The sequence below is a fragment of the Cyanobium usitatum str. Tous genome (genome assembly GCF_003011885.1).
Classification (GTDB): Bacteria; Cyanobacteriota; Cyanobacteriia; order PCC-6307; family Cyanobiaceae; genus Cyanobium_A; species Cyanobium_A usitatum.
Genome location: NZ_PXXO01000001.1, coordinates 201,871 through 222,035, shown reverse-complemented (window position 1 = coordinate 222,035; position 20,165 = coordinate 201,871). Strand labels below are relative to the sequence as shown.

22 protein-coding genes are annotated in these 20,165 nt (G+C 65.1%); 12 read left to right on the top strand and 10 right to left on the bottom strand.

All coding sequences use genetic code 11. The annotated features are described in order from the left end of the window. Positions 1–37 precede the first annotated feature (37 nt). A complete protein-coding gene (locus C7K55_RS01150) occupies positions 38–244 on the top strand; it encodes a hypothetical protein (RefSeq protein ID WP_106501559.1) in 207 nt (68 codons plus the stop codon). 3 nt (positions 245–247) lie between these two features. Here C7K55_RS01150 and C7K55_RS01145 read toward each other — a convergent pair whose 3' ends face one another. From C7K55_RS01145 to C7K55_RS01130, 4 genes are all read right to left on the bottom strand, one after another. After that, positions 248–463 (bottom strand): hypothetical protein, encoded by a 216-nt coding sequence (locus C7K55_RS01145; RefSeq protein WP_315856769.1) that lies wholly within the window; start codon positions 461–463, stop codon positions 248–250. Between the two features lie 66 nt (positions 464–529). Then, positions 530–1,783, bottom strand: a complete 1,254-nt coding sequence (locus C7K55_RS01140) for a DEAD/DEAH box helicase (RefSeq protein WP_106501713.1) — start codon at positions 1,781–1,783, stop codon at positions 530–532. A gap of 142 nt (positions 1,784–1,925) precedes the next feature. Continuing rightward, entirely contained in the window at positions 1,926–2,273 is a 348-nt protein-coding gene (locus tag C7K55_RS01135) for a DUF6464 family protein (RefSeq protein WP_106501557.1), read from the bottom strand. Further along, entirely contained in the window at positions 2,270–3,037 is a 768-nt protein-coding gene (locus tag C7K55_RS01130; protein WP_106501556.1) for a TerC family protein, read from the bottom strand. Before C7K55_RS01130 ends, C7K55_RS01135 begins: the two co-directional genes overlap by 4 nt. A 43-nt stretch (positions 3,038–3,080) precedes the next feature. Between C7K55_RS01130 and C7K55_RS01125 the strand changes: the two genes are divergently transcribed. After that, positions 3,081–3,818 (top strand): hypothetical protein, encoded by a 738-nt coding sequence (locus C7K55_RS01125; protein ID WP_241518077.1) that lies wholly within the window; start codon positions 3,081–3,083, stop codon positions 3,816–3,818. A gap of 17 nt (positions 3,819–3,835) precedes the next feature. On the opposite strand, the gene C7K55_RS01120 is transcribed toward C7K55_RS01125, so the two are convergent. Beyond that, positions 3,836–4,462, bottom strand: a complete 627-nt coding sequence (locus C7K55_RS01120; protein WP_127431952.1) for a hypothetical protein — start codon at positions 4,460–4,462, stop codon at positions 3,836–3,838. A 185-nt stretch (positions 4,463–4,647) separates the two neighbouring features. Between C7K55_RS01120 and mfd the strand changes: the two genes are divergently transcribed. Together mfd and C7K55_RS13665 are read left to right on the top strand one after the other, a co-directional pair. Further along, complete coding sequence (mfd, locus tag C7K55_RS01115; protein WP_106501554.1) at positions 4,648–8,220, top strand: transcription-repair coupling factor; 3,573 nt, start codon at positions 4,648–4,650, stop codon at positions 8,218–8,220. 98 nt (positions 8,221–8,318) lie between these two features. Beyond that, entirely contained in the window at positions 8,319–8,492 is a 174-nt protein-coding gene (locus tag C7K55_RS13665) for a hypothetical protein (protein ID WP_193486056.1), read from the top strand. A 35-nt stretch (positions 8,493–8,527) separates the two neighbouring features. On the opposite strand, the gene C7K55_RS01110 is transcribed toward C7K55_RS13665, so the two are convergent. After that, complete coding sequence (locus C7K55_RS01110; RefSeq protein ID WP_106501553.1) at positions 8,528–8,758, bottom strand: DUF6737 family protein; 231 nt, start codon at positions 8,756–8,758, stop codon at positions 8,528–8,530. Positions 8,759–8,835: 77 nt separating this feature from the next. Here C7K55_RS01110 and C7K55_RS01105 point away from each other — a divergent pair, with 77 nt between their 5' ends. Beyond that, positions 8,836–9,435, top strand: coding sequence for a DUF3598 family protein (locus C7K55_RS01105; RefSeq protein WP_161956099.1), 600 nt, complete (start codon positions 8,836–8,838; stop codon positions 9,433–9,435). Here the strand turns inward: C7K55_RS01105 and C7K55_RS01100 are convergent. From C7K55_RS01100 to C7K55_RS01090, 3 genes are all read right to left on the bottom strand, one after another. After that, positions 9,414–10,760, bottom strand: coding sequence for a S41 family peptidase (locus tag C7K55_RS01100; protein ID WP_106501551.1), 1,347 nt, complete (start codon positions 10,758–10,760; stop codon positions 9,414–9,416). The two genes, C7K55_RS01105 and C7K55_RS01100, sit on opposite strands and share 22 nt — an antisense overlap. A 93-nt stretch (positions 10,761–10,853) precedes the next feature. Further along, positions 10,854–12,065 carry a (E)-4-hydroxy-3-methylbut-2-enyl-diphosphate synthase gene (ispG, locus tag C7K55_RS01095; RefSeq protein ID WP_106501550.1) on the bottom strand — a complete coding sequence of 404 codons (1,212 nt, stop codon included), beginning with the start codon at positions 12,063–12,065 and terminating at the stop codon, positions 10,854–10,856. Between the two features lie 85 nt (positions 12,066–12,150). Then, complete coding sequence (locus C7K55_RS01090) at positions 12,151–12,774, bottom strand: uracil-DNA glycosylase (protein ID WP_106501549.1); 624 nt, start codon at positions 12,772–12,774, stop codon at positions 12,151–12,153. Positions 12,775–12,896: 122 nt separating this feature from the next. On the opposite strand from C7K55_RS01090, the gene C7K55_RS01085 reads away from it, so the two are divergent. The 7 genes from C7K55_RS01085 to C7K55_RS01055 all read left to right on the top strand — a co-directional run bounded on the left by C7K55_RS01085 (position 12,897) and on the right by C7K55_RS01055 (position 19,425). After that, complete coding sequence (locus C7K55_RS01085; protein WP_106501548.1) at positions 12,897–14,087, top strand: pyridoxal phosphate-dependent aminotransferase; 1,191 nt, start codon at positions 12,897–12,899, stop codon at positions 14,085–14,087. Between the two features lie 15 nt (positions 14,088–14,102). Continuing rightward, positions 14,103–15,038 (top strand): putative selenate ABC transporter substrate-binding protein, encoded by a 936-nt coding sequence (locus C7K55_RS01080; RefSeq protein WP_106501547.1) that lies wholly within the window; start codon positions 14,103–14,105, stop codon positions 15,036–15,038. Between the two features lie 61 nt (positions 15,039–15,099). After that, positions 15,100–15,324, top strand: a complete 225-nt coding sequence (locus C7K55_RS01075) for a hypothetical protein (protein ID WP_106501546.1) — start codon at positions 15,100–15,102, stop codon at positions 15,322–15,324. Between the two features lie 102 nt (positions 15,325–15,426). Then, on the top strand, positions 15,427–16,173 hold the full coding sequence (locus C7K55_RS01070) for an ATP-binding cassette domain-containing protein (RefSeq protein WP_106501545.1): 747 nt from the start codon (positions 15,427–15,429) through the stop codon (positions 16,171–16,173). Further along, positions 16,170–17,756, top strand: coding sequence for a PhnE/PtxC family ABC transporter permease (locus C7K55_RS01065; protein WP_106501544.1), 1,587 nt, complete (start codon positions 16,170–16,172; stop codon positions 17,754–17,756). The genes C7K55_RS01070 and C7K55_RS01065 overlap by 4 nt, the downstream gene beginning before the upstream one ends. Further along, positions 17,713–18,393 carry a GDSL-type esterase/lipase family protein gene (locus C7K55_RS01060; RefSeq protein WP_106501543.1) on the top strand — a complete coding sequence of 227 codons (681 nt, stop codon included), beginning with the start codon at positions 17,713–17,715 and terminating at the stop codon, positions 18,391–18,393. Before C7K55_RS01065 ends, C7K55_RS01060 begins: the two co-directional genes overlap by 44 nt. Before the next feature lie 105 nt (positions 18,394–18,498). Next, on the top strand, positions 18,499–19,425 hold the full coding sequence (locus C7K55_RS01055) for a sigma-70 family RNA polymerase sigma factor (RefSeq protein ID WP_106501542.1): 927 nt from the start codon (positions 18,499–18,501) through the stop codon (positions 19,423–19,425). Here C7K55_RS01055 and C7K55_RS01050 read toward each other — a convergent pair. Further along, positions 19,383–20,126: a DUF92 domain-containing protein gene (locus tag C7K55_RS01050; RefSeq protein WP_106501541.1), complete on the bottom strand. Its 744-nt coding sequence runs from the start codon at positions 20,124–20,126 to the stop codon at positions 19,383–19,385. The genes C7K55_RS01055 and C7K55_RS01050 overlap by 43 nt on opposite strands. Positions 20,127–20,165: the final 39 nt, after the last annotated feature.

Here is a 20,165-nt window from a genome sequence, read left to right as displayed (position 1 = left end):
CCGCAGCTAGAGAGGAAGGAGACCTTGCTCGGGAACCATGGGAAACGAACTGTCCTACGTCGGTGAAACCGGCAATGGTTGTCTGATCTACAGGGAAACGACAGGCCGCTACGTGGTCAGCCACGAGCAACAGCCCCACAGGCGCCGCCGGGTTGCAACCCTGGCCAGCGCCTATGCCACCTGTCAAGGTTTTGAAATGGGGCGGCTGAATAGCGGGCTCGTTGCTGCCCAGGCGGCTGGTTGATCCTCAAGGCTCGCCCGCAGCCAGGGGAGCGGCAACTGCCTTGCGGTGGATGGCGTGCAGCCCCTCAAGTTGGTTGTGCACAGACAACAGCTGGTCGCGGATGTGCTGGCTGTTGTCGATGCGCCCCAGGGCCAGCAGCATCGACTCAATCTGAACCTTGCAGTCGATCAGGACTCGGCATTCAGGGGATCCGGGCTCGTAGGGCATAGGGGCATTCATCAACGTCCCTATCCGAGCGGAGACAACCCTTAGCCGGTGTGTCGATTGCTGCCGTTAGGGCTTTGATCAACGCCCAGAGCTGTAGCGACCCCGGCGGCCCCCGTCGCTGCCGCTGCGGGAGGGTCCGGCTGGGGGTCCACCCCGGCGAGGACCACCGCCCCTGCCCTTACCCCGACCACCGCTGAGATCCAGGGGTGGAGCAGAGAGCACCTTGGGCTCAAAACCGGGCACCTCCTGCCGCGGCAGACGGGTGCCGATCATGCGCTCAATGGCCCGCAGTAGCTCACTTTCCTCAGCTGCCACCAGGGAAATTGCGTGGCCGTTGTGGCCGGCCCGGCCGGTGCGGCCGATCCGGTGTACGTAGTCCTCCGCCTGGTTCGGCAGGTCCAGGTTGACCACGTGGGGCAGCTGGTGAATGTCAATGCCGCGGGCAGCCAGGTCTGTTGCCACCAGCACCCGCAACGAACCAGCCTTGAAGTCGGCCAAGGCCCGCGTGCGAGCTCCCTGACTCTTGTTGCCATGGATAGCCGAAGCCGACATCCCCTCGCGGGTGAGTCGCTCGGCCATGCGGTTGGCGCCGTGCTTGGTGCGTGAAAACACCAGCACCTGCTGCCAGTTGTTGCTGCTGATCAAGTGGCTGAGCAGATCACCCTTGCGATCCATGTCGCAGGGATGGAGCAGGTGCTCCACCGTGGGAGCGGTGCGGTTTTCGGGAGTGGCCTGGAGCTGCACGGGGTTGTGCAGCAGGCCGGTGGCAAGGCGGCGAATATCCCCAGAGAAGGTGGCTGAGAAAAGAAGGTTTTGACGCTTGGGCGGCAGCAGGGCCAGGATTTTCTGGATATCGCGGATGAAGCCCATATCCAGCATCCGGTCGGCCTCATCGAGCACCAGGATCTCGACCCGGTCGAGCCGCAGGGCTTTCTGCTGATAAAGGTCCATCAGCCGGCCCGGGGTGGCTACCAGCACGTCAGTGCCGCGCTGCAACCTGGAGATCTGGGGATTCACCTTGACCCCGCCGAACACCACGTCGCTGCGCAGATCGAGGTAGCGGCCGTAGGCCCGCACGCTTTCTCCAACTTGGGCAGCCAGCTCGCGGGTGGGGGTGAGCACCAGGGAGCGCACAATGCCGGCGCGGGCGGGGGGGCCGTGGCGCAGCCGCTCCAGCATCGGCAGGGTGAAACCGGCGGTCTTGCCCGTGCCGGTCTGGGCCGCCGCCATCACGTCGTGACCCGCCAGCACCGCCGGGATGCACTGGCCCTGAATCGGTGAGGGCTTGGTGTAACCCTTTTCGGTTACCGCCTTCAAGATCGGCTCACCCAGCCCAAACGATGCAAAGTCGAGCAACTCGGGAGCATCGCTGCTTAGCGCCGCAGCGTCCACCGCCGCCGGACTGGAATCGGCAACCTCTGTGCCGGATCGTGGAGAGGGCTGACGGATTGCAGGTGTTGCATGATCCCCCACCCTAGGGACCGGCGAAGTGGCTGCAGCGCTCGCATGGGCCATCGGGAAGCACGGCACAGCGCAGCAGCGGGCTGCGGGCGTTGAAACGGCAATCGGGGTTCCCGATCACCCACTGGTTTTGCCACCAGCGGGCATCGGTGGGCTGGCGCTGGGGCTTCACCTGCAGAGCCACACTGGCAAGTTCGTAGCACCCATTGCGCAATTGATAGCGGTGGCGCCGCTGCAGCACCAAAAAACTGCGGCCGCCAGCCTCAAGCCAACGGCCCGGATGGGGCACCTCAGCCAGCTCTGGCACCTCAAGCCAATCAAGCAGGCGATCGCTGCCGATCTGGCGCAGCTCCACCCTCATGGCTCCAGCGGTTTCGGCGCCAGAGGCAGGCGCACCGAAAAGCCCCAAGTAAACAAGGCAGCCACCAGCAGCAGCAGCAGCCACTCCGGCGGCACCACCTGGGGCAGGCCCAGGCGCAGCAGCAGCTTCATACCCACCAGACCGACCGCCAGGTAGCCGGCCGTTTCCAAATGCTTGTAGACCTCAAGCCAACGAATAAACAGCTCTGCGGTGAGTCGCAGGGCGATAACGCCGATCACCCCACCGGCCATCACCAGCCACAGCCGATCACTCACCGCCACCGCTGCGGCAACGCTGTCAAGCGAAAAAGCCAGATCGGTAAGGGCCAGGGTGGCCACAATTGATCCAAGCCCGGCGTGGTGCAGCGAGCCGGGCTTGGCTCCTGCAGTGGCTGCACCATCAGCAGCACCGGCCGCGCCGGCCCCCTCTTCGGGCTCAGACCACACCAGCAGCAGGTGGCGCCCGCAAAGCCACAGCAAATAGGCCGCCGCCGCCAGTTGCAGCGGCCAGAAATTGAGCACCCAGCGGGCAGCCACGATCAAACCAAGCCGAAACACCAGGGCCAAGGCCAGGCCGAGGTTGAGGGCCTGGCGCTGACGGGCCGGATCCTCCAGACCCCGGGCGATCGCCGCCAGGGCAATGGCGTTGTCGGCGGAGAGCACCGCCTCTAAGGCCACCAACAGGGGCAGCAACAACAGCACCTCACGCCACTGGTCTGCCTGGTTCAGCAGGGGGGTGAGGGATTGGATCGACTCCGCTTCCACGGGCTGCAGCGGGTCAAGATGGGATCCACTCTAGAAAGCTGGGTTGGAGCATCCGTTAGGCGAACTGCAGTTAAACGTCCAGCTGCTCCATGCCGAACCAGGCAGCAGAGTGGTGCTGGTGCAAATAAGCCGTGCTGGCCAGGTAATCGACGCAGCACTGGGCGAAGCAGCGACCGCCGAGGCTGCAGAAGACCGAGCCCGCCAACGCCTGGGTGAACACCTTCCAGTGGCCGCGCCCCCCACTGCGAGCGCACCCACGCCCGTCCGGATAAGTAGTGCGCCCCCCCAGGTTCAGCCCAAACCCCAAGCCGAGCGCCCAGCGGCGCCCAGCCCCCCGCCGGCCCAGGCGATCGAAGAACCGCCGGCCGACCCGGAGGATTGGAGCAGCGAGTTGGCCCGACTGGATTTACAGCTGCAACGGCTCGGCTGGAATCGCGAGCAGGAGGCCGTCTATCTCGAGCGGGTATTCGGCCACCCCAACCGCAACCGCCTCACCAGCTATGGGGACCTGCTGGCCTACCTACAGGCCCTAGAAGGCTTTGCCGATGGCAGCGAACCCGCCAGCGCCCCACCCCCCCTACGACGCAAGGAGCTGCTCAGCCAGTGTGAGGAGCTGCTTAGCCAGTTGCAGTGGGATCCGGGCCAGGGTCGTGCCTTCCTTGAGAAGCATTTTGATTTAGCCAGCCGCCAACTACTCAGCGACAGCCAACTACTGCAATTTAATATGTTGCTGGAAAGTGAGTGGCTCGCCCGTAATGATGCGCCAGGGACGTCACCTTGAAAGAGACGACGCTCGATTTAGCAATGGCGGCGTACCAACTGGGCCCCCAAGCCCAAGCGGGTTTGATTGGCATAGGCCTCCCGCTCCAGTTGCCGCTCCTGCTCCGATGCCTGGCTGTAGACGGATTCATTGAGCACACGACTTAGGTGATCGGGCAAGGCCGAGGGCAGACCCAGGGGCCGGGGGCGGGAACGCAATCCCCGATTACTGCAGCTCTGGGCAACGTGAATCGCCTCATGGTTGAGCACCCGGGCAAACTCCACACTGCCCTTAGCCACCACCCGGGGCTGAATGCGCAGGGTGCGAGCTGCCGGGTCCCATTCCCCCGCCGCCCCAGGCTTGCGGGGCTGACCCAGCTCCAGACGCACCCCGGCTTTGGCCAGCACCATGAGCAGCTCACCTATCGCCAGGCGCTCGGCCCCAAAGCTAGGCGGGTTGGCGATCAGGGCCCGCAGCTCCGCCACAGACAGCCTGGGTTCGTTGGCCCGGAGGCGGTAGTGGTAACGCACCGCCCCACTGGGAAGGGTTTCAGCCCGCGGCAGCCACTGACGATCAGCTATAGCCAGTCGCTGCAGCAAAGCCGCCTCCTGTTCAGGCAGCAGACCTGCCGCCTGGGCCGTTGGGCGCGCAGGCTCGCTTGCCAAGCAAGCCCCCAACAAAGCCAGCAAGCCGCCCAGCGCCAACACGGCTGGCGCCTTGCGCAGGCTGTTGGTGTTGGACAGGCTGTTGGTCTTGGACAGACAGTGAAGTCGAAGCAGAAGTTGGTGGCAACCAACACCACTCTGGTACCAGTTGCGAAGATCGGAGCCTTCTGAGATTCCCTGACCCCATGCCCCTCACCGCCCTGGTGCGCCAGCTGCAGCAGGTGCCCCTCACCGGCGAGGTTTTGCTGCGTCTGCAGCGGGCCGACCGCCTGCGGCTCAGTGGGGCGGGGCGCAGTGCGCGGGCCCTGGTGAGCAGCGCCCTGGCCGGGGCTGCCGAGGCGCCCTTGCTTGTTCTGGTTCCGACCCTGGAGGAAGCGGGCCGCTGGGCAGCGCTGCTGGAGCTGATGGGGTGGAACAGCTGCCAGCTCTACCCCACCAGCGAGGGCAGCCCCTACGAGCCCTTTGACCCCACCAGCGAAATCACCTGGGGCCAGTTGCAGGTGCTCAGCGAACTGCTGGATGCCCCCCGCCGCCTGGCAATCGTGGCAACGGAAAGGGCCCTGCAGCCGCACCTGCCGCCTCCCGAAACCCTGCGGGATCAATGCCTGAGCCTGCGTAAGGGCGACACGATCGACCTTGAACAGCTCGCCACCACCCTCAGCCGGCTGGGCTACGAACGGGTGCCCACCATCGAGCAGGAGGGCAGCTGGAGCCGGCGCGGCGACATCATTGATGTGTTTCCGGTGAGTGCCGAGCTGCCCGTGCGGCTGGAGCTGTTTGGCGAAGAACTGGAGAAACTGCGGGAATTCGATCCCGCCTCCCAGCGCTCCCTAGACGCCATCGAGGTGGTGCGACTCACACCCACCGGCTACGGCCCCCTGATCGCCGATGCCCTGCGCGAGTCGATGCCCGATGGGCTCGAGCAAATGCTCAGTCCTGAGGCCCTCGAGCAGCTACTCGAAGGGGGCACCCCGGAGGGCATGCGGCGGCTGATGGGCCTGGCCTGGCAGCAGCCGGCCTCCCTACTGGATTATTTGCCGGCCCACACCCTGATCGCCATCGATGAGCGGCGCCACTGCCTCTCCCATGGCCAGCAGTGGTTTGACCATGCCTGCGACCACTACGCCGACGTGGTGAAGGAGCTGGAACTAGAAGCCAGCGCGGCGCTATCCATCCTGCCGCCGCTCCTGCATCGCCCCGCGGCAGACGCCCTGGAGCAGGCGGAGGTGTTTGCGGGTTTCGATCTGGCCGAGCTGCACGAAACCGACCAGCACCCCAACAGCTTTGACCTGGCCTCCCGCTCGGTGCCGGCCTACCCCAACGCCTTCGGCAAGCTGGCCGGCCTGGTGAAGGGCTTTGTGGCCGAGAAAGCCACGGTCTGGCTGCTATCGGCCCAGCCCTCGCGGGCGGTAGCCCTGCTGGAGGAACACGACTGCATAACCCGCTTCGTGCCCAATCCGGCCGACTTTCCGGCCATCGACCGACTGGTGGAGCAGGCCACGCCGGTGGCCCTGAAAACCAAGGGCACCGCCGAGCTCGAAGGGCTGCAGCTGCCGGCCTGGCGGCTGGTGCTGATCACCGACCGGGAGTTTTTTGGCCAGCACGCCCTGGCCGCCAGCGGCTACGTACGCCGGCGCCGCAAGGCCGTCAGCCGCACCGTGGATCCGGGCAAGATGCAGCCGGGCGATTTCGTGGTGCATCGCAACCACGGCGTCGGCAAGTTTCTGAAGCTGGAAAAGCTGGCGATCGGCGGCGAATCCCGCGACTACCTGGTGGTGCAATACGCCGACGGCCTATTGCGGGTTGCCGCCGACCAGCTGGGCAGCCTCGGCCGGTACCGCGCCAGCACCGATGCGCCTCCAGACCTCAACCGCATGGGCGGCACGGCCTGGGCCAAGGCCAAGGAGCGCGCCAAAAAGGCCGTGCGCAAGGTGGCGGTGGATCTGGTCAAGCTCTACGCCGAGCGCCACCAGGCACCGGGCTTCGCCTTCCCCGCCGACGGCCCCTGGCAGATCGAACTCGAAGACTCCTTCCCCTACGAGCCCACCCCCGACCAGGTGAAGGCCATCGCCGATGTCAAGCGGGATATGGAGCAGCCCCAGCCGATGGACCGGCTGGTGTGCGGCGACGTGGGCTTCGGCAAAACCGAGGTGGCGATCCGGGCCATCTTCAAGGCCGTCACGGCGGGCAAACAGGTGGCGATGCTGGCCCCCACCACGGTGCTGGCGCAGCAGCACTGGCGCTCCCTTTCGGAGCGCTTTGCGCCCTACCCGATGAAGGTGAGCCTGCTAAACCGCTTTCGCACCACCGCCGAACGCAAAACAATCCTGGAAGGATTGGGCGAAGGCACGGTCGATGTGGTGGTGGGCACCCACCAGCTGCTGTCCAAAAGCACTGGCTTCAAGCAGCTGGGTCTGCTGGTGGTGGATGAGGAGCAGCGCTTTGGCGTCAACCAGAAAGAAAAGATCAAGGCGCTGAGAAAAGACGTAGACGTGCTGACCCTTTCAGCCACGCCGATCCCCCGCACCCTCTACATGAGCCTTTCCGGTGTGCGGGAGATGAGCCTGATCACCACACCACCGCCGCTGCGCCGGCCAATCAAGACCCACCTGGCCGCCCTCGACGAGGAGGCGGTGCGCAGCGCAATCCGCCAGGAGCTCGACCGCGGCGGTCAGATCTTTTACGTGGTGCCGAGGGTGGAGGGTATCGAAGACGTGGCCTCCGGCCTGCGGCTAATGATCCCGGGCCTGCGGCTGCTGGTCGCCCACGGCCAGATGGCCGAAGGCGAGCTGGAGAGCGCCATGGTGGCCTTCAACGCCGGCGAAGCAGACCTGATGCTCTGCACCACGATCGTGGAGAGCGGCCTCGACATCCCCCGGGTGAACACGATCCTGATCGAGGACGCCCACAAGTTCGGCCTGGCCCAGCTTTATCAGCTGCGGGGCCGGGTGGGCCGCAGCGGTATCCAGGCCCATGCCTGGCTGTTTTATCCCGGCAATGCCTCCCTGAGCGAAGCGGCACGGCAACGGCTGCGGGCGATTCAGGAATTCGCCCAGCTGGGATCCGGCTACCAGCTGGCTATGCGCGATATGGAAATCCGTGGCGTCGGCAACCTGCTGGGGGTGGAGCAGAGCGGCCAGATGGAAACCATCGGCTTCGACCTTTATATGGAGATGCTGCAGGAGTCGCTGGCTGAAATCCAAGGCCAGGACATCCCAGTGGTGGAAGACACCCAGATCGACCTGCCTGTGACCGCCTTCATCCCAGGCGATTGGATCACGGAAAACGACGAGAAGATCGCCGCCTACCGGGCCGCCGCCGAGTGCGGCGGCAAGGAGGAGTTGCTGGAGTTGGCCACCGGCTGGGTGGATCGCTATGGCGCCATTCCGGCGCCGGTGATCTCGCTGTTGCAGCTGATGGAGCTGAAGCTGGTGGCCAAGCGCTGCGGCTTCTCCCGCATCAAGCCGGAAAAACCCAACATCGCCCTGGAAACCCCCATGGAGGAGCCCGCCTTCCGCCTACTGCGCCAAGGCCTGCCCCAGCACCTCCATGGCCGCCTGGTGTTTCAGCCCGGATCGGGCGCCACTGCCAAGGTGCTGGCCCGGGGCCTGGGGGTGCTGCCTGCTGAGAAGCAGCTCGAGGAGCTGATGGGCTGGCTCAACCAAATGGCGGAGCAGATCCCAGGCAGCGATGGCCTCACCGAAGCCCAGCGGCGCGAGCAGCTCAAGGCCCGCAATGAAGAGGTGCTGGCGGTGTAGGCGCCGCAAGCGAGCTGCTCTAAGGCCCAAGGCCCCTTAATCCGACCGGGTCCCGCAAAAATCCGTTACATTCATGAGAAGTTGTGTAACGGCGATCCATGGGCGAAGTGATCGGAGCAGGTTCGGGCTTAGGGGGCGGGTTCAGCCTCGTTTCTGGAGTGGTGAGCCTCCTGGCGATCGGCATGTATGCCCTGCTTCAACCGGGTCCCGGCAACAACAACGATGACGACGATTCCGGCCCAGGCGGTGGACTGATGCAGCCGGTCGCCTGACTTCACCTAGTTAGTCACTTGAAGTCAAGCGGATTTCAAGGCTTTTCAGGTTGTTCAGCAGCCCGGAGTTCGGCCTGATAGCCAGCTGGCACCACAACCAGAAAAAGCAGCCACCAAGCCAGCACCCCTATGACTACTGGCGCGGTGATCCACCAACGCTGAATTAGCAACCAGCTTCCTGCCACCACAACTGCACCGGTGAGCAAGATGCTCCAGGGCTGGCACCACCATGGCTTGATCTCCCAAATAGATGCAGGGTCGATCATTTGAGGTGGGGGCGAATCAAGCGGCACAGCCACCAAATTTCTATATGAATACGCCATTCTCGCCGCTTACTGCCCAGATGCGGCGTGAAACCTTGCTCTCCCACAACTCTGGCGATTGGCATGGCTGCTTCATTCGCTGTGATGGCCGTGGCCGGGAGCAGGAGCGCTTCAAAAGCCAGCTCTCAGTGCAAGACCAGGACGGCAAAGTAGTGGCGGCCTTGACCAATGTCTGCAGTGGCCAGGTGCGCTCAATGGATTTTGCTGAGCCTCCCGCAGAAATGCAAATCAGCCCAGAGGGGCACTGGAGCCTGGGCCCCGATCGCATCGGTGCCTGGCCCTGGGTGAGCGAGCTCTGCTTGGTGTGGGGAGAGCGCCGCCGCCGCGCCGTGATTCGCCATGGCAGCGAACGGCTCGAATCGCTGGTGGTTGTAAGCGAGGCGAGGCCAGGGATGGAGGAACCATTACCTCCCGCGCCGCTCCAGGCCCTAGCTAGCCCGGCCCCCACTAGCGCTGGCTTGATCTGGAGCCTGCCGGCAGCTTTAGGCGTAACCCTCCAAACGGCGGATCGCCGGCAGTCTGGGGTGCCAGAAGAAGTAGCCCTTTGCTGGCAGCCCGAACCGGGGATTCATCTGGAAATTCGCAGGCGCTACAGCGCCTATGGCGCGCTGGAGTCCTGAGGGGCCAAAGCCGCCGGCACATTGGCGCTGCGTGGGTTGTAGGCCTTCTCCACGCTATTTGCATTGCGAAGTCGTTTCACCAGCGTGGATTCCGCCACCCGGTATTGGCTGTCCTTCTTGGTGCCGAGATCCTCGAGCTTGAGGCGCTGGGCCTCGAGCTCAGTCATTTTTGCCGTCACATCAGGGTCGATGCCGTGCTTGTGGATGTCGCGGCCACTGGGGGTGAGGTATTTGGCGATGGTCACAGTCATCCCTGAGCCATCGGATAGCCCCCGCACCGACTGCACCAATCCCTTGCCGAAGGTTTTCTGGCCCACCAGCACCGCCCGGTTGTTGTCCTGCAGGGCGCCGGAGAGAATTTCACTGGCGCTAGCTGAACCCTCATTGACCAGCACCACCATGGGCTTGGTGGTGAGGGCACGGCCGTTTGCGCGCTTGACATCCCGGATGCCGTCACGGGTTTTGGTGGAAACGATCGTGCCTTCGTTTAGCCACTGGCGGGCAATCTCCACGCTTGCCATCAGCAGGCCGCCTGGGTTGCTGCGCAGATCGAGCACATAACCTTGGGCCCCCTTTTCTTCTAGGTCCTTCACCGCCTGGCGCATGTCCTTGGTGGCGGTGGCATTGAATTGCTTGAGGCGGATATAACCCACCTTGACGCCATCAGCACTGGTGTTGATCTGGTGGTCAACGGCATGGAGTTCGATGCTCTCCCGAGTAAGGGGCAACTCCAGGGTCTGAGCCTTGCGCTTGAGGGTGAGGGTCACCTTGGTGCCGGCCTGACCACGGATCAGCTTGACGGCATCCTCGGTGCTCATGCCCTTGGTCGACTTGCCGTCGATCGCCACAATCACATCCTTGGGCTGAACGCCAGCTCGCGAAGCGGGCGAACCTTCAATCGGTGAAACCACCACCAGATTTTTTGTTTCCTTATCCAGGCTCAGCTGGATTCCCACCCCGGAGAGTTCTCCGGAGGTGTCGATCTGCATCTCCTTGAATTCCCGTGGATCGAGAAAACGGGTGTAGGGGTCATCGAGGCTGCCGAGCATGCCCCGGATCGCTTCATAGGCCTCCTTAGAGCTGCCGTAACTCTTGGCGAGCACGTCACGCCGCAGGCTGCGCCATTGCTCTGGCTTGTACTTGCCGTTGATATCCAGATAGTCGCGGAAGACGATCTGCCAGGTCTGGTCGATTACTTCCTTGGGGCTGTCGCTGATGCGAGATGAGCCCCCGGGAGGGGTCACCACTTCCCTAGCCACCACCGCCGTGGCCGCACAAGCGCCTATGCCAGCCAGCACAAGCATGCTGGCGCGGGGGCTGGCCATCTGGAAGAGCCGTCAGGGCCCGGGAAACGTCTTATCAAGCTAGCGCCGTTATCCAACCCCAAACGGGGCGGGTTACCGGAAGTGAGCAGGCGCTCAGGGATCAACCCAGCGACCGTCCTCCTTGATCAGGGCGATCAGGGCTGCCACTCCCTCGGCCTCCGGCACCCGCCGGATCTCGTCGCGGCCCCGGTACAGAGAAATGGTGCCGGGGGTTTTACCCACATAGCCGTAGTCGGCGTCGGCCATTTCGCCCGGCCCATTAACGATGCAACCCATCACGGCGATATCGAGGCCAGTGAGATGGGCGGTGGCGTTGCGCACCTGATGCAGCACCTCCTCCAGGTTGAACAGGGTGCGGCCGCAACTGGGGCAGGCCACGTATTCCACCATCGTCTTGCGCAGCCCCAAGGATTGCAAGATCGAGTAGCAAACAGGAATTTCCTTCTCGGGGGCCTCAGTGAGTGACACCCGGATCGTGTCGCCTAGGCCCTCAGCCAGCAAGGGCGCAATGCCGGCGGTACTTTTAATTCGCCCGTAGTCGCCATCGCCTGCCTCGGTGACTCCCAAATGCAGGGGGTAGGGGAAGCCCTCCGCATCCATGCGGTCGGCCATCATTCGGTAGGCGGCCATCATCACCGGCGCCCGCGAAGCCTTCATTGACACCACGATGTTGTGGAAGTCGAGCCGGTCGCAGATGCGGATAAATTCCATGGCGCTCTCCACCATGCCCAGGGGCGTGTCGCCGTAGCTGAACAACATCCGCTCAGCCAGAGAGCCATGGTTGACACCGATGCGCAGGGCCTTGTCCTCCTGCTTGAGCAATTGAACCAACGGTTCAAATGTTTCAGCGATGCGCTCACCGATGGCAGATACCTCCTCGGGGCTGAATTCGGTGCGATTTGGGTCGGGCTTATCAAACACGAACAGACCCGGGTTGATCCGCACCTTGTCGACGTGCTGGGCAACCTCCAGGGCAATCTTCATGCCGTTGTGGTGCACGTCGGCCACTAATGGCACCGGCTGGTAGGTGTCTTCAAGCCGCTGGCGAATTTCTTTTACCGCATTGGCGTGGGCCAGGGAAGGCACCGTAAGTCGCACGATTTCGCAACCGACTTCGTGCAGCCTCCGGATGCCAGCGGTGGCACCCTCAATATCGAGGGTGTCCTCGTTGATCATCGACTGCACCGCCACCGGGTGATCGCTGCCGATCCAGATATCTCCCACCCGCACGCTGCGGGTCTGGCGCCGGTGAATCAAGGTGTCGTAGCGAGCCACGCTGTCGTAAGAAGCCGGGGTGCCGGTCATGGCTGGGTGAAGCGGGGGGCCGGGAAGGGCAAAGCCTGTCACAAAAGCCGCTCAAGCGACGAGGGTGTCAAACGGATTGAGCAGTTCAGCAAGGCGGGCGGGATTGGCCAGAAAAGGATCGGCGTACCTCCTGGAAGTCGGCTGCCGTGAGCGCGCGGGGCGAGCCCTGGGCCTGCGAGTTAAAGCGCAGCAGATAGGAGGGATGCAGAACCGGCATCAGGCGGCGGCCCCGCAAAATTTCTATCTCGCTGGCGCGCCACTGGCCCCGCAAGCTCGTGATGCCGCCCTTAATACCCAGCACCCCCTCCAGCGCCGTGGCCCCCAGCAGCAGGATCACGGCCGGATTCACTAAATCGATCTGATGATTTAGCCAGGGGCGGCAGGCGGCCATCTCCGCCGCCGTGGGCTTGCGGTTGCCGGGGGGGCGGCACTTCACCACGTTGGCCACGTAGGCATCTCGGTTGCTGTCGATGCCAGCGGCCGCCAGCAGCTGATCGAGCAGCTGGCCGGAGCGACCCACAAAAGGCAAGCCAGCGCTGTCTTCCTGAGCGCCTGGTCCCTCGCCGATCAGCATCAGCCGGGCGGCGGGATTGCCCCGACTCACCACCACCTGCTGCCTCTCCGCCACCAGATCACAGCGGCGACAGGCTGCGCAATCGAGCAGCAACTGCCCCAGGGGATCGGGCGCTGCAGGGGTAGATGTCGTCACGGCAAAACCATCAACGTGTAACTAGCTGGCCATTTCGTGCCCCTTTGAACCGTACGCGGCAAATCCGTAAGGCAGGATGCCAGTTAGTGCTGAAGCCGCGCGTCCTGATGCCGGACACAGGGATGAACGCCGCGCCCACCACCACTCCGGCCCTCTCTGCCCGGGCCCGGGCCCTCCAGCCCTCCCTCACCCTGGCCATTGCCGCCCGAGCCAAGGCCCTCAAGGCCGATGGTCAGGACATCTGCAGCCTCAGCGCCGGCGAGCCTGATTTCGACACCCCGGCCTTCATCCGCCAGGCCGCCACGGCTGCTCTGGAGGCAGGCCACACCCGCTACGGCCCGGCCGCCGGCGAGCCTGCCCTGCGCGATGCGATAGCCGCCAAGCTCAGCACTGAAAACGGCATACCCACCACCGCCCGGCAGGTGCTGGTCACCAACGGCGGCAAGCAGGCGCTCTACAACCTGTTCCAGGTGCTGCTCGAGCCGGGCGACGAGCTGCTGCTGCCGGCGCCCTACTGGCTCAGCTATCCAGAGATCGCCAAGCTGGCCGGCGCCACGGTGACCATGCTGCCCAGCTCAGCGGCCCAAGGCTTCCGCCTTGATCCGGCCCAACTGGAGGCAGCCATCACTCCAGCCAGCAAGTTGCTTGTGCTCAACAGCCCCGGCAATCCCACCGGCATGGTGCTGAGCCGGCCGGAGCTGGAGGCGATTGCCGCCGTGCTACGCCGCCATCCCCAGGTGGCCGTGGTGTGCGATGAGATTTACGAATTCCTGCTAGCCCCAGGCCACGCCCACCACAGCTTTGGAGCCGTGGCGCCAGACCTGGCCGATCGCGTCTTCACGGTGAATGGCTTCGCCAAGGGCTGGGCCATGACCGGCTGGCGCATCGGCTGGCTGGCCGGCCCCCAGCCAGTGGTGGCCGCCGCCAGCGCCCTGCAGAGCCAGAGCACCAGCAACGTTTGCAGCTTTGCCCAGTTCGGCGCCCTGGCTGCGATCGAAGCGCCCCGCGACTGCGTGCACGCCATGGCGGCCCAGTTCAACGAGCGCCGCAGCCTGCTCAGTGCGGGGCTGATGGCAATCGAAGGATCGAAACTGCTGCCGCCGGAGGGGGCGTTCTATGCCTTCCCCGATGTAAGCGGCTTCGGCCTCGATTCCATGACCCTGTGCAACCGCCTGCTCGATGAGGTGGGCCTAGCGGTGGTGCCTGGAGTTGCCTTCGGCGACGATCGCTGCATTCGTCTCTCCTGTGCCGCGTCACCTGCCACGATCGAGGATGGCCTCGAGCGGCTGCAGCGCTTCCTGGCCGCCCTCTGATTCCCACCCCGTCCCATGCCTACCCGAGAACGTTGGACCGCCGCTTTTGCGGGGCTTTGCCTGGCCCTGCTACCGGCGGTCCTCCCCCCACTCCCCCCAGTGCCCGCCTCCCTGCTGCCGGCGGCCGAAGCCCAGCAGGTGCTGCGCATCGGTGCCATCCCCGACCAGAACCCTGAAAAGCTGAATCGCCTTTACGGCCTGGTGGCCGATGAGCTCAGTCAGCAACTGGGTGTCAAGGTCAGCTATGTGCCCGTCACCGATTACGCAGCTGCTGTCAGTGCCTTCCGCACCGGCAGTCTTGATCTGGTCTGGTTTGGCGGGCTCACCGGTGTGCAGGCAAGCCTGCAGAAACCCGGTGCCCAGATGCTTGCCCAGCGAGACATCGATGCGCAGTTTTACACCGTGTTTATCGCCAATGCCCGCAGCGGCATCAAGCCGATCCAGAACCAGAAGGGGCTAGTGGCCCTTAAAGGCAAGCGCTTCACCTTTGGCTCGGAAAGCTCCACCTCCGGCCGGCTGATGCCCCAGTACTTCCTCGCACAGGCCGGCGTCAAGTTGGCTGATTTCGCAGGCGGAGCCCCCGGCTTCAGTGGCAGCCACGACGCCACCATCGCCCTGGTACAGAGCGGCACCTACGACGCTGGCGCCGTCAATGAGCAGGTGTGGAAGAGCAACCTGCGCAGCGGCAAGGCCAACCGCAGCAAGGTGGTTCAGATCTGGCGCACCCCCAGCTACCCCGACTACCTCTGGCTGGGCCAGCCCAACCTCGACCAGCGCTTCGGCAAGGGCTTCAGCGCCAAGCTGCGCCAGTCGATCATCAGCTGGCGACCCACTGACCCAGAGCAAAAGCAGATCTTGAGCCTGTTTGGTGCCCAGCAATTCACCACGGTGAAACCGGGCGAATACAAGCAGATCGAGCAGGTGGGGCGGCAAATCGGCAAGATCCGCTGACACAGGCCGGCGTTTGGGTCCAGCAGCATTCAGAATCAACTCTCTCCAGCGCCTCAGATCCGTGGTCTGGTTGATTGATTTGGTGTTGCTGCTGGCAGGCTTTGTGCTTTGGAGCCGCGCCAATAATGAAGGCGATGAGGCTTGGTCCCTGTTTCTGCGCAGCATCGCCTTTCTTGATCTGGCCTTCATCACCTTCGGCAACGGCCAACTGCTGATTGAAATTCCCGCCCTCGCCCTAGCCCTGGCCCTGCCCTCAGCGGCCAGCCTGGACCGGCGGCGCACCTGAAACGTCAATGAATCCCCGCGGCCCTGATCTGATTGAGGTGTCCCTAGTGGCTCTGATCCTGGCGCTGATCGTTTACCGCCTCACCCTGGTCTGAAGGGGGGCATGTCTGCACTGCTCAAACTTCAAGACATCACCGTCAAGGGCCGCAGCCAGCCTCGCCTTGATCGGGTGTCGCTTCAGGTTGATGCCGGTGAACGGATCGCCCTGCTGGGTCCCAGCGGAGCTGGCAAAAGCACCTTGCTTGCCGTGGCCAATGGCTTGCTGACACCGCAGCAGGGCAGGGTGTTTTGGCAGGGGGAGGCCCGGGCCCGCAGCGGACGGGCCCGGCGCAGGCAGCAAGCGCGGATCGGCACCCTCTGGCAAGACCTGCGCCTGATTGAGGAGCTCACCGTGCAGCAAAACCTCAACGCCGCCCGGCTAGCGGTCTGGGGCTGGCCGCGGGCCCTGCTCAACCTGCTGATGCCCCTAGAGACCAAGGCCTGCACAACGATGTTGCAGCGGCTTGATCTCGATCCAGCCCTGCTCAACCAGCCCGTCTCCGCCCTCTCCGGCGGCCAGCGCCAGCGGGTGGCCCTAGCTCGACTACTGCGACAGGAGCCCGAACTGCTACTAGCCGATGAACCCGTAGCCAGCCTTGATCCCCGCCTGGCCGGCGAGCTGTTAACCCTGCTGCTGGAGCTCGCCAACCCGCCTCGGGCCTTGCTGCTGAGCCTGCACCGTCCCGATTTGCTGGCTGGTTTCGATCGGGTGCTGGGGCTGCGGGCCGGGCGCCTTGTCTTCGACCAACCCATGGCCAGCCTTGAGCCAGGCCAGCTCGAGGAGCTTTACGCCGGGACCCCAGGGGCATGAGACCAGCGGCGCCGTTGTGGGTGTTGCTGCCCGCCCTAATCGTGCTGCCGCTGCTGGCGTTGCTGCCGGGAATCAGCCATGGCGGTGGCTGGGAGCTGGTGGGGCAATTTGCTGCCGCAGCCCTGCGGCCCTCCCTTGATCCCATAGTGCTGGGATCGGTGCTGGGCGGCCTAGCCGTAACAGCCGGCATGGCCCTATTGGGCTGGGCCGGCAGCCTGGTGCTGGGCTTGGTGCTGGGAATTGCTAGTTCAAGGGTGGTGTGGCGCACCTGCTACGGCAGCGCCGCTCCAGCTAGCTGGATACGCCGCCTACTAGCCCTACCGCGCTCGATTCACGAGCTGCTCTGGGGGCTGCTGTTGCTGCAGGTGGTCGGGCTGCAACCAGTGGTGGCGGTAGTGGCAATCGCCATTCCATTTGGAGCGCTAGTAGCCCGGGTGGTCAGCGACCTGCTGGATGCCCTGCCCACCGCAAGCCTGGAGGCCCTGCGCTGCGGCGGCAGCCCCGCCCCAACCGCCCTATTAACGGCCCTGGGGCCGCCCCTGCTGCCCCAAGTGATCAGCTACAGCGGCTACCGGCTCGAATGCGCCTTACGCAGCGCCACCCTGCTGGGGGTTTTTGGCCTGGGCGGGCTGGGCACCGAGCTGCGCCTCACCCTGCAATCGCTGGCCTTCAACGAGCTTTGGAGCGGCCTGTGGCTGCTACTGGCGGTGATGCTGCTGCTGGAGGCCCTGATGGGCTGGCTGCGGCGTCGCTGGGCCATGCCGGCACGGCTGGGGCTGAGCCAGCGGGGGGTGGGCAGCCAGGGCCAGGAGATGGTGGCTGTGGCAATGGCCATGCTGCCCGTGCTGGTGCTGGTGGCATGGCGCCTGGAGGTGCAGCCCGCCACCCTGTTGCAGTGGCAAGGCCTGCCACCGCTGGGCGCCGCCGACTGGGGAGCCGTGGCCGCCCTGCCCTGGCCGAGACTGATAGGCAACACCCTGGTGCTCACCCTGGTGGCAGCGGCCCTAGCTGTGGGGCTGGCGCCGCTGCTACTGCTGCTTGCGACGCCCTGGCCGGCGGCGGGCGCACTAGTGCGGGGGCTTTGGGCCCTGGGCCGGCTATGGCCGCCACCGCTAACGGCGCTGTTGCTGCTGTTTGTGCTCCAGCCCGGGGTGCTTACAGGTGCCCTTGCCCTGGGCTTCCACAACCTGGGCATTCTCGGACGCCTGCTACTAGAAGCCGCCGAAACCAGTGGCGGCAACCAGGAGCAGGCCCTGCTGGCCGCAGGGGTGGGTCCGCGCTTGGCCCTGCTCTACGGCCGCTTCAGCGGCCTGGCCCGTCCCTACTTGGCCTATGGCGCCTACCGGGCTGATGTGATTTTGCGCGAATCGGTGGTAGTTGGGCTGGTTGGGGCCACGGGCCTGGGCAGCCAGCTGCTGGAAGCCCTGAGTTCGTTTGCCGGCGACCAACTGCTGGCCCTTGTGCTGGCCTATGCGCTGCTGACCTTGCTGGGGGAAGATCTCAGCGACCGCGCACGCCAGTGGCTGCTGGAGACCCCCCATGGTGATGGCCATCCCCAGGAAGCTGGTGGCACTTGGCGATAGCGGCGTTTTTGGCTGGGGTGATCCCCTTGAGGGTGGCTGGTGCGAGCGGCTACGGCGCCACTGGATGGAACTGCCGGGCGGCCCGGTGCTCTACAACCTCGGCGTGCGTGGCGATGGCCTGGAGCGACTGGCGGCTCGCCTCAGCGCTGAGGTTGGCTGCCGCGGTGAGCTACGACGCCAGCTGCCCCAGGGGATCCTGCTCGGTATAGGCCTCAACGACACCGCCCGGGTGGGGCGGCCTGATGGGCGACCCCAACTGGATGCCGAAGGCTTTTTGTTTGGCTTGCTGCAGCTGCTGCACAAGGCCAAGGAGATCGCTGCGGTGCATGTGATCGGCCTCACCCCGGTGGAGGAGAGCGCCATGCCCTATGCAGGGGCGCTCTGGTATTCCCTGGCAGACATCCGTCGCTACGAGGCCCTGCTGGAAGAGGCCTGCCTGGAGGCGAATGTGCCGTTCCTGCCTCTACTGGAGGGGCTGCTGGCCGATTCCGACTGGCCCCTATGGCTGAGCAACGACGGCCTGCACCTCAACAGTGAGGGGCATCGCCGGGTATTTGAGCGGGTGCGCTCCTGGCCGGCCCTTCTGGACTGGGCCGATCTGCAGCTGCGCCAGGAGCCCACCCCCTTGGGCTACTAAGCAGCAATTACATATCACCCATTCGGGTAAGAGCGCTTCACCGCCCTGGGGGAGCCAGCCCCATGGGCACCGCGGCGAAGGTAATAACACCGACGCCTCCACCCCATGGCCCGCTCCTGCCCAGCATCTGCCCACTCGAAAACATCTGCCCGCCAGCGCCGCAGCGGCCAAGCCGATCCAGCCCAGGCCGAGCTGGGCCCCTCCCAGCTGCACACCCGCAACCGCAGCTGGCTTGAGGCCATGGCCGCCAGCCCGGACGCCGCAACCAAGCTCTGGTGGCGCAACGCCCTGGTGGAGCACAACCTCGCCTTAGTGCGCATGGTGGCCCAGCGCCAGAGCCAGCGCACGGGTCAACCTTTCGATGAGCTGGTGTCTGCAGGCTGCCTGGGGCTAATCCGGGCCGTGGAGGCCTTCGACCTGCGCCAAACCTGCAATCTCAGCAGCTATGCGGTGCCCTTCATCCGCGGCGCCATGCTTCACGACGTCCGCGACCACGGCCAGCCACTGCACACCCCCCGGCGGCTGCGGGAGCTACAGCAACGGGCCCGGCGGCGGCAGGAGCAGCGCCGCAGCCAGGGCCTTGCGCCGCTTGCCGCCGCAGATCTGGCCTTAGAGCTCGGTTGCAACACCGCCCAACTTGAGGAGGCCAGCGCAGTGCAGCGGGCCCTGCAGGTGCGCAGTCTCGATGCCCCGCTCAGCGGCGAAGGCGAGCAGGAGGGAACCCTGCTCGACCAGCTGGCAGCTGGGTCAACAGGCGCAACCAGCGCAGGCGACGATCCGAGCAACGATCCGAGCGAAGATCTGACGGCTGGCGAAAGGGCTTTAGAGGCCCACTGGTTGCAGGCTCAGCTAAGCCGGCTGGGCGGCATCGAGCAGCGGTTGCTGCTGGGTCACTGGATCGAGGGTCTGGGCTGGTGCGAGCTGGCCCTTGAGCACAAGCTCAGCAGCCGCCAAGCCCGGCAGCGTGGCGAGGCTTTGCTGGCCTGTCTTCAGGTGAACGCCATCGCCAGCAGCGCCGCGATCGCCGTCTGAAGCCCGTTCACCAGCTCGTTGCTGAGCCAGCACCAACGCTGTTGGAAGCTGGCTCCGATCAGGCTTTCGATCAAGGTGGCCCCCAGTCCCACCAGGGTCACAAGCAGCCAGGCGCCGCTGCCAGCCAGCAGCCCCAGGGCCAGCATCAGGGCCGCCATTAGCGCACTGCCCGCCAGGCTGGCGGCTGTGCCCTCCAAGCTGATCGCCCCTTCCGTGCCGGGGGGCACCGGACGCAAGGTGGTGATCAGCAGCGTGTGGCGCCCCCAGCGCTTGCCGATTTCACTGCCGAATGTGTCGGCCAACTTGGCGGCGAAGCTGGCAGCAAAACCAACCAGCAGCAGCGGCGCCGCTGCCGGCGCCAGGGCGGCGGCGCCAGCCAGTAGGGCACCAGTAGCGGCCGAACCCCAAACGTTCTCCGGCCCTCGCAACCCGCCCCGCGCCTCCGCCAATCCCCGCGCCTGCTTGGTGCGAAAGCCCAGGCGCGTCACCAGGGAGCCCAGAGCCAGATAGATCACCACCGCCAGCCAGCCCCGCAGGCCGAGGCAACCCCACAGCAAGCTGCCGAGGATGCCGGCATGCACCCAGCCAGCGCGGGTGAGCAGGGGCAGGCGCTGGGCAAGGAAGATCAGCACCCCATTGAGGGCCAGGGCCAGGAGCCAGTGGCTCCAGGTCTGGGGGGCGACGAGTGCGGCGGCAGACATCAGCACAGGGCAGCAGCGGCGCCAACAAAGTGTGTTGCA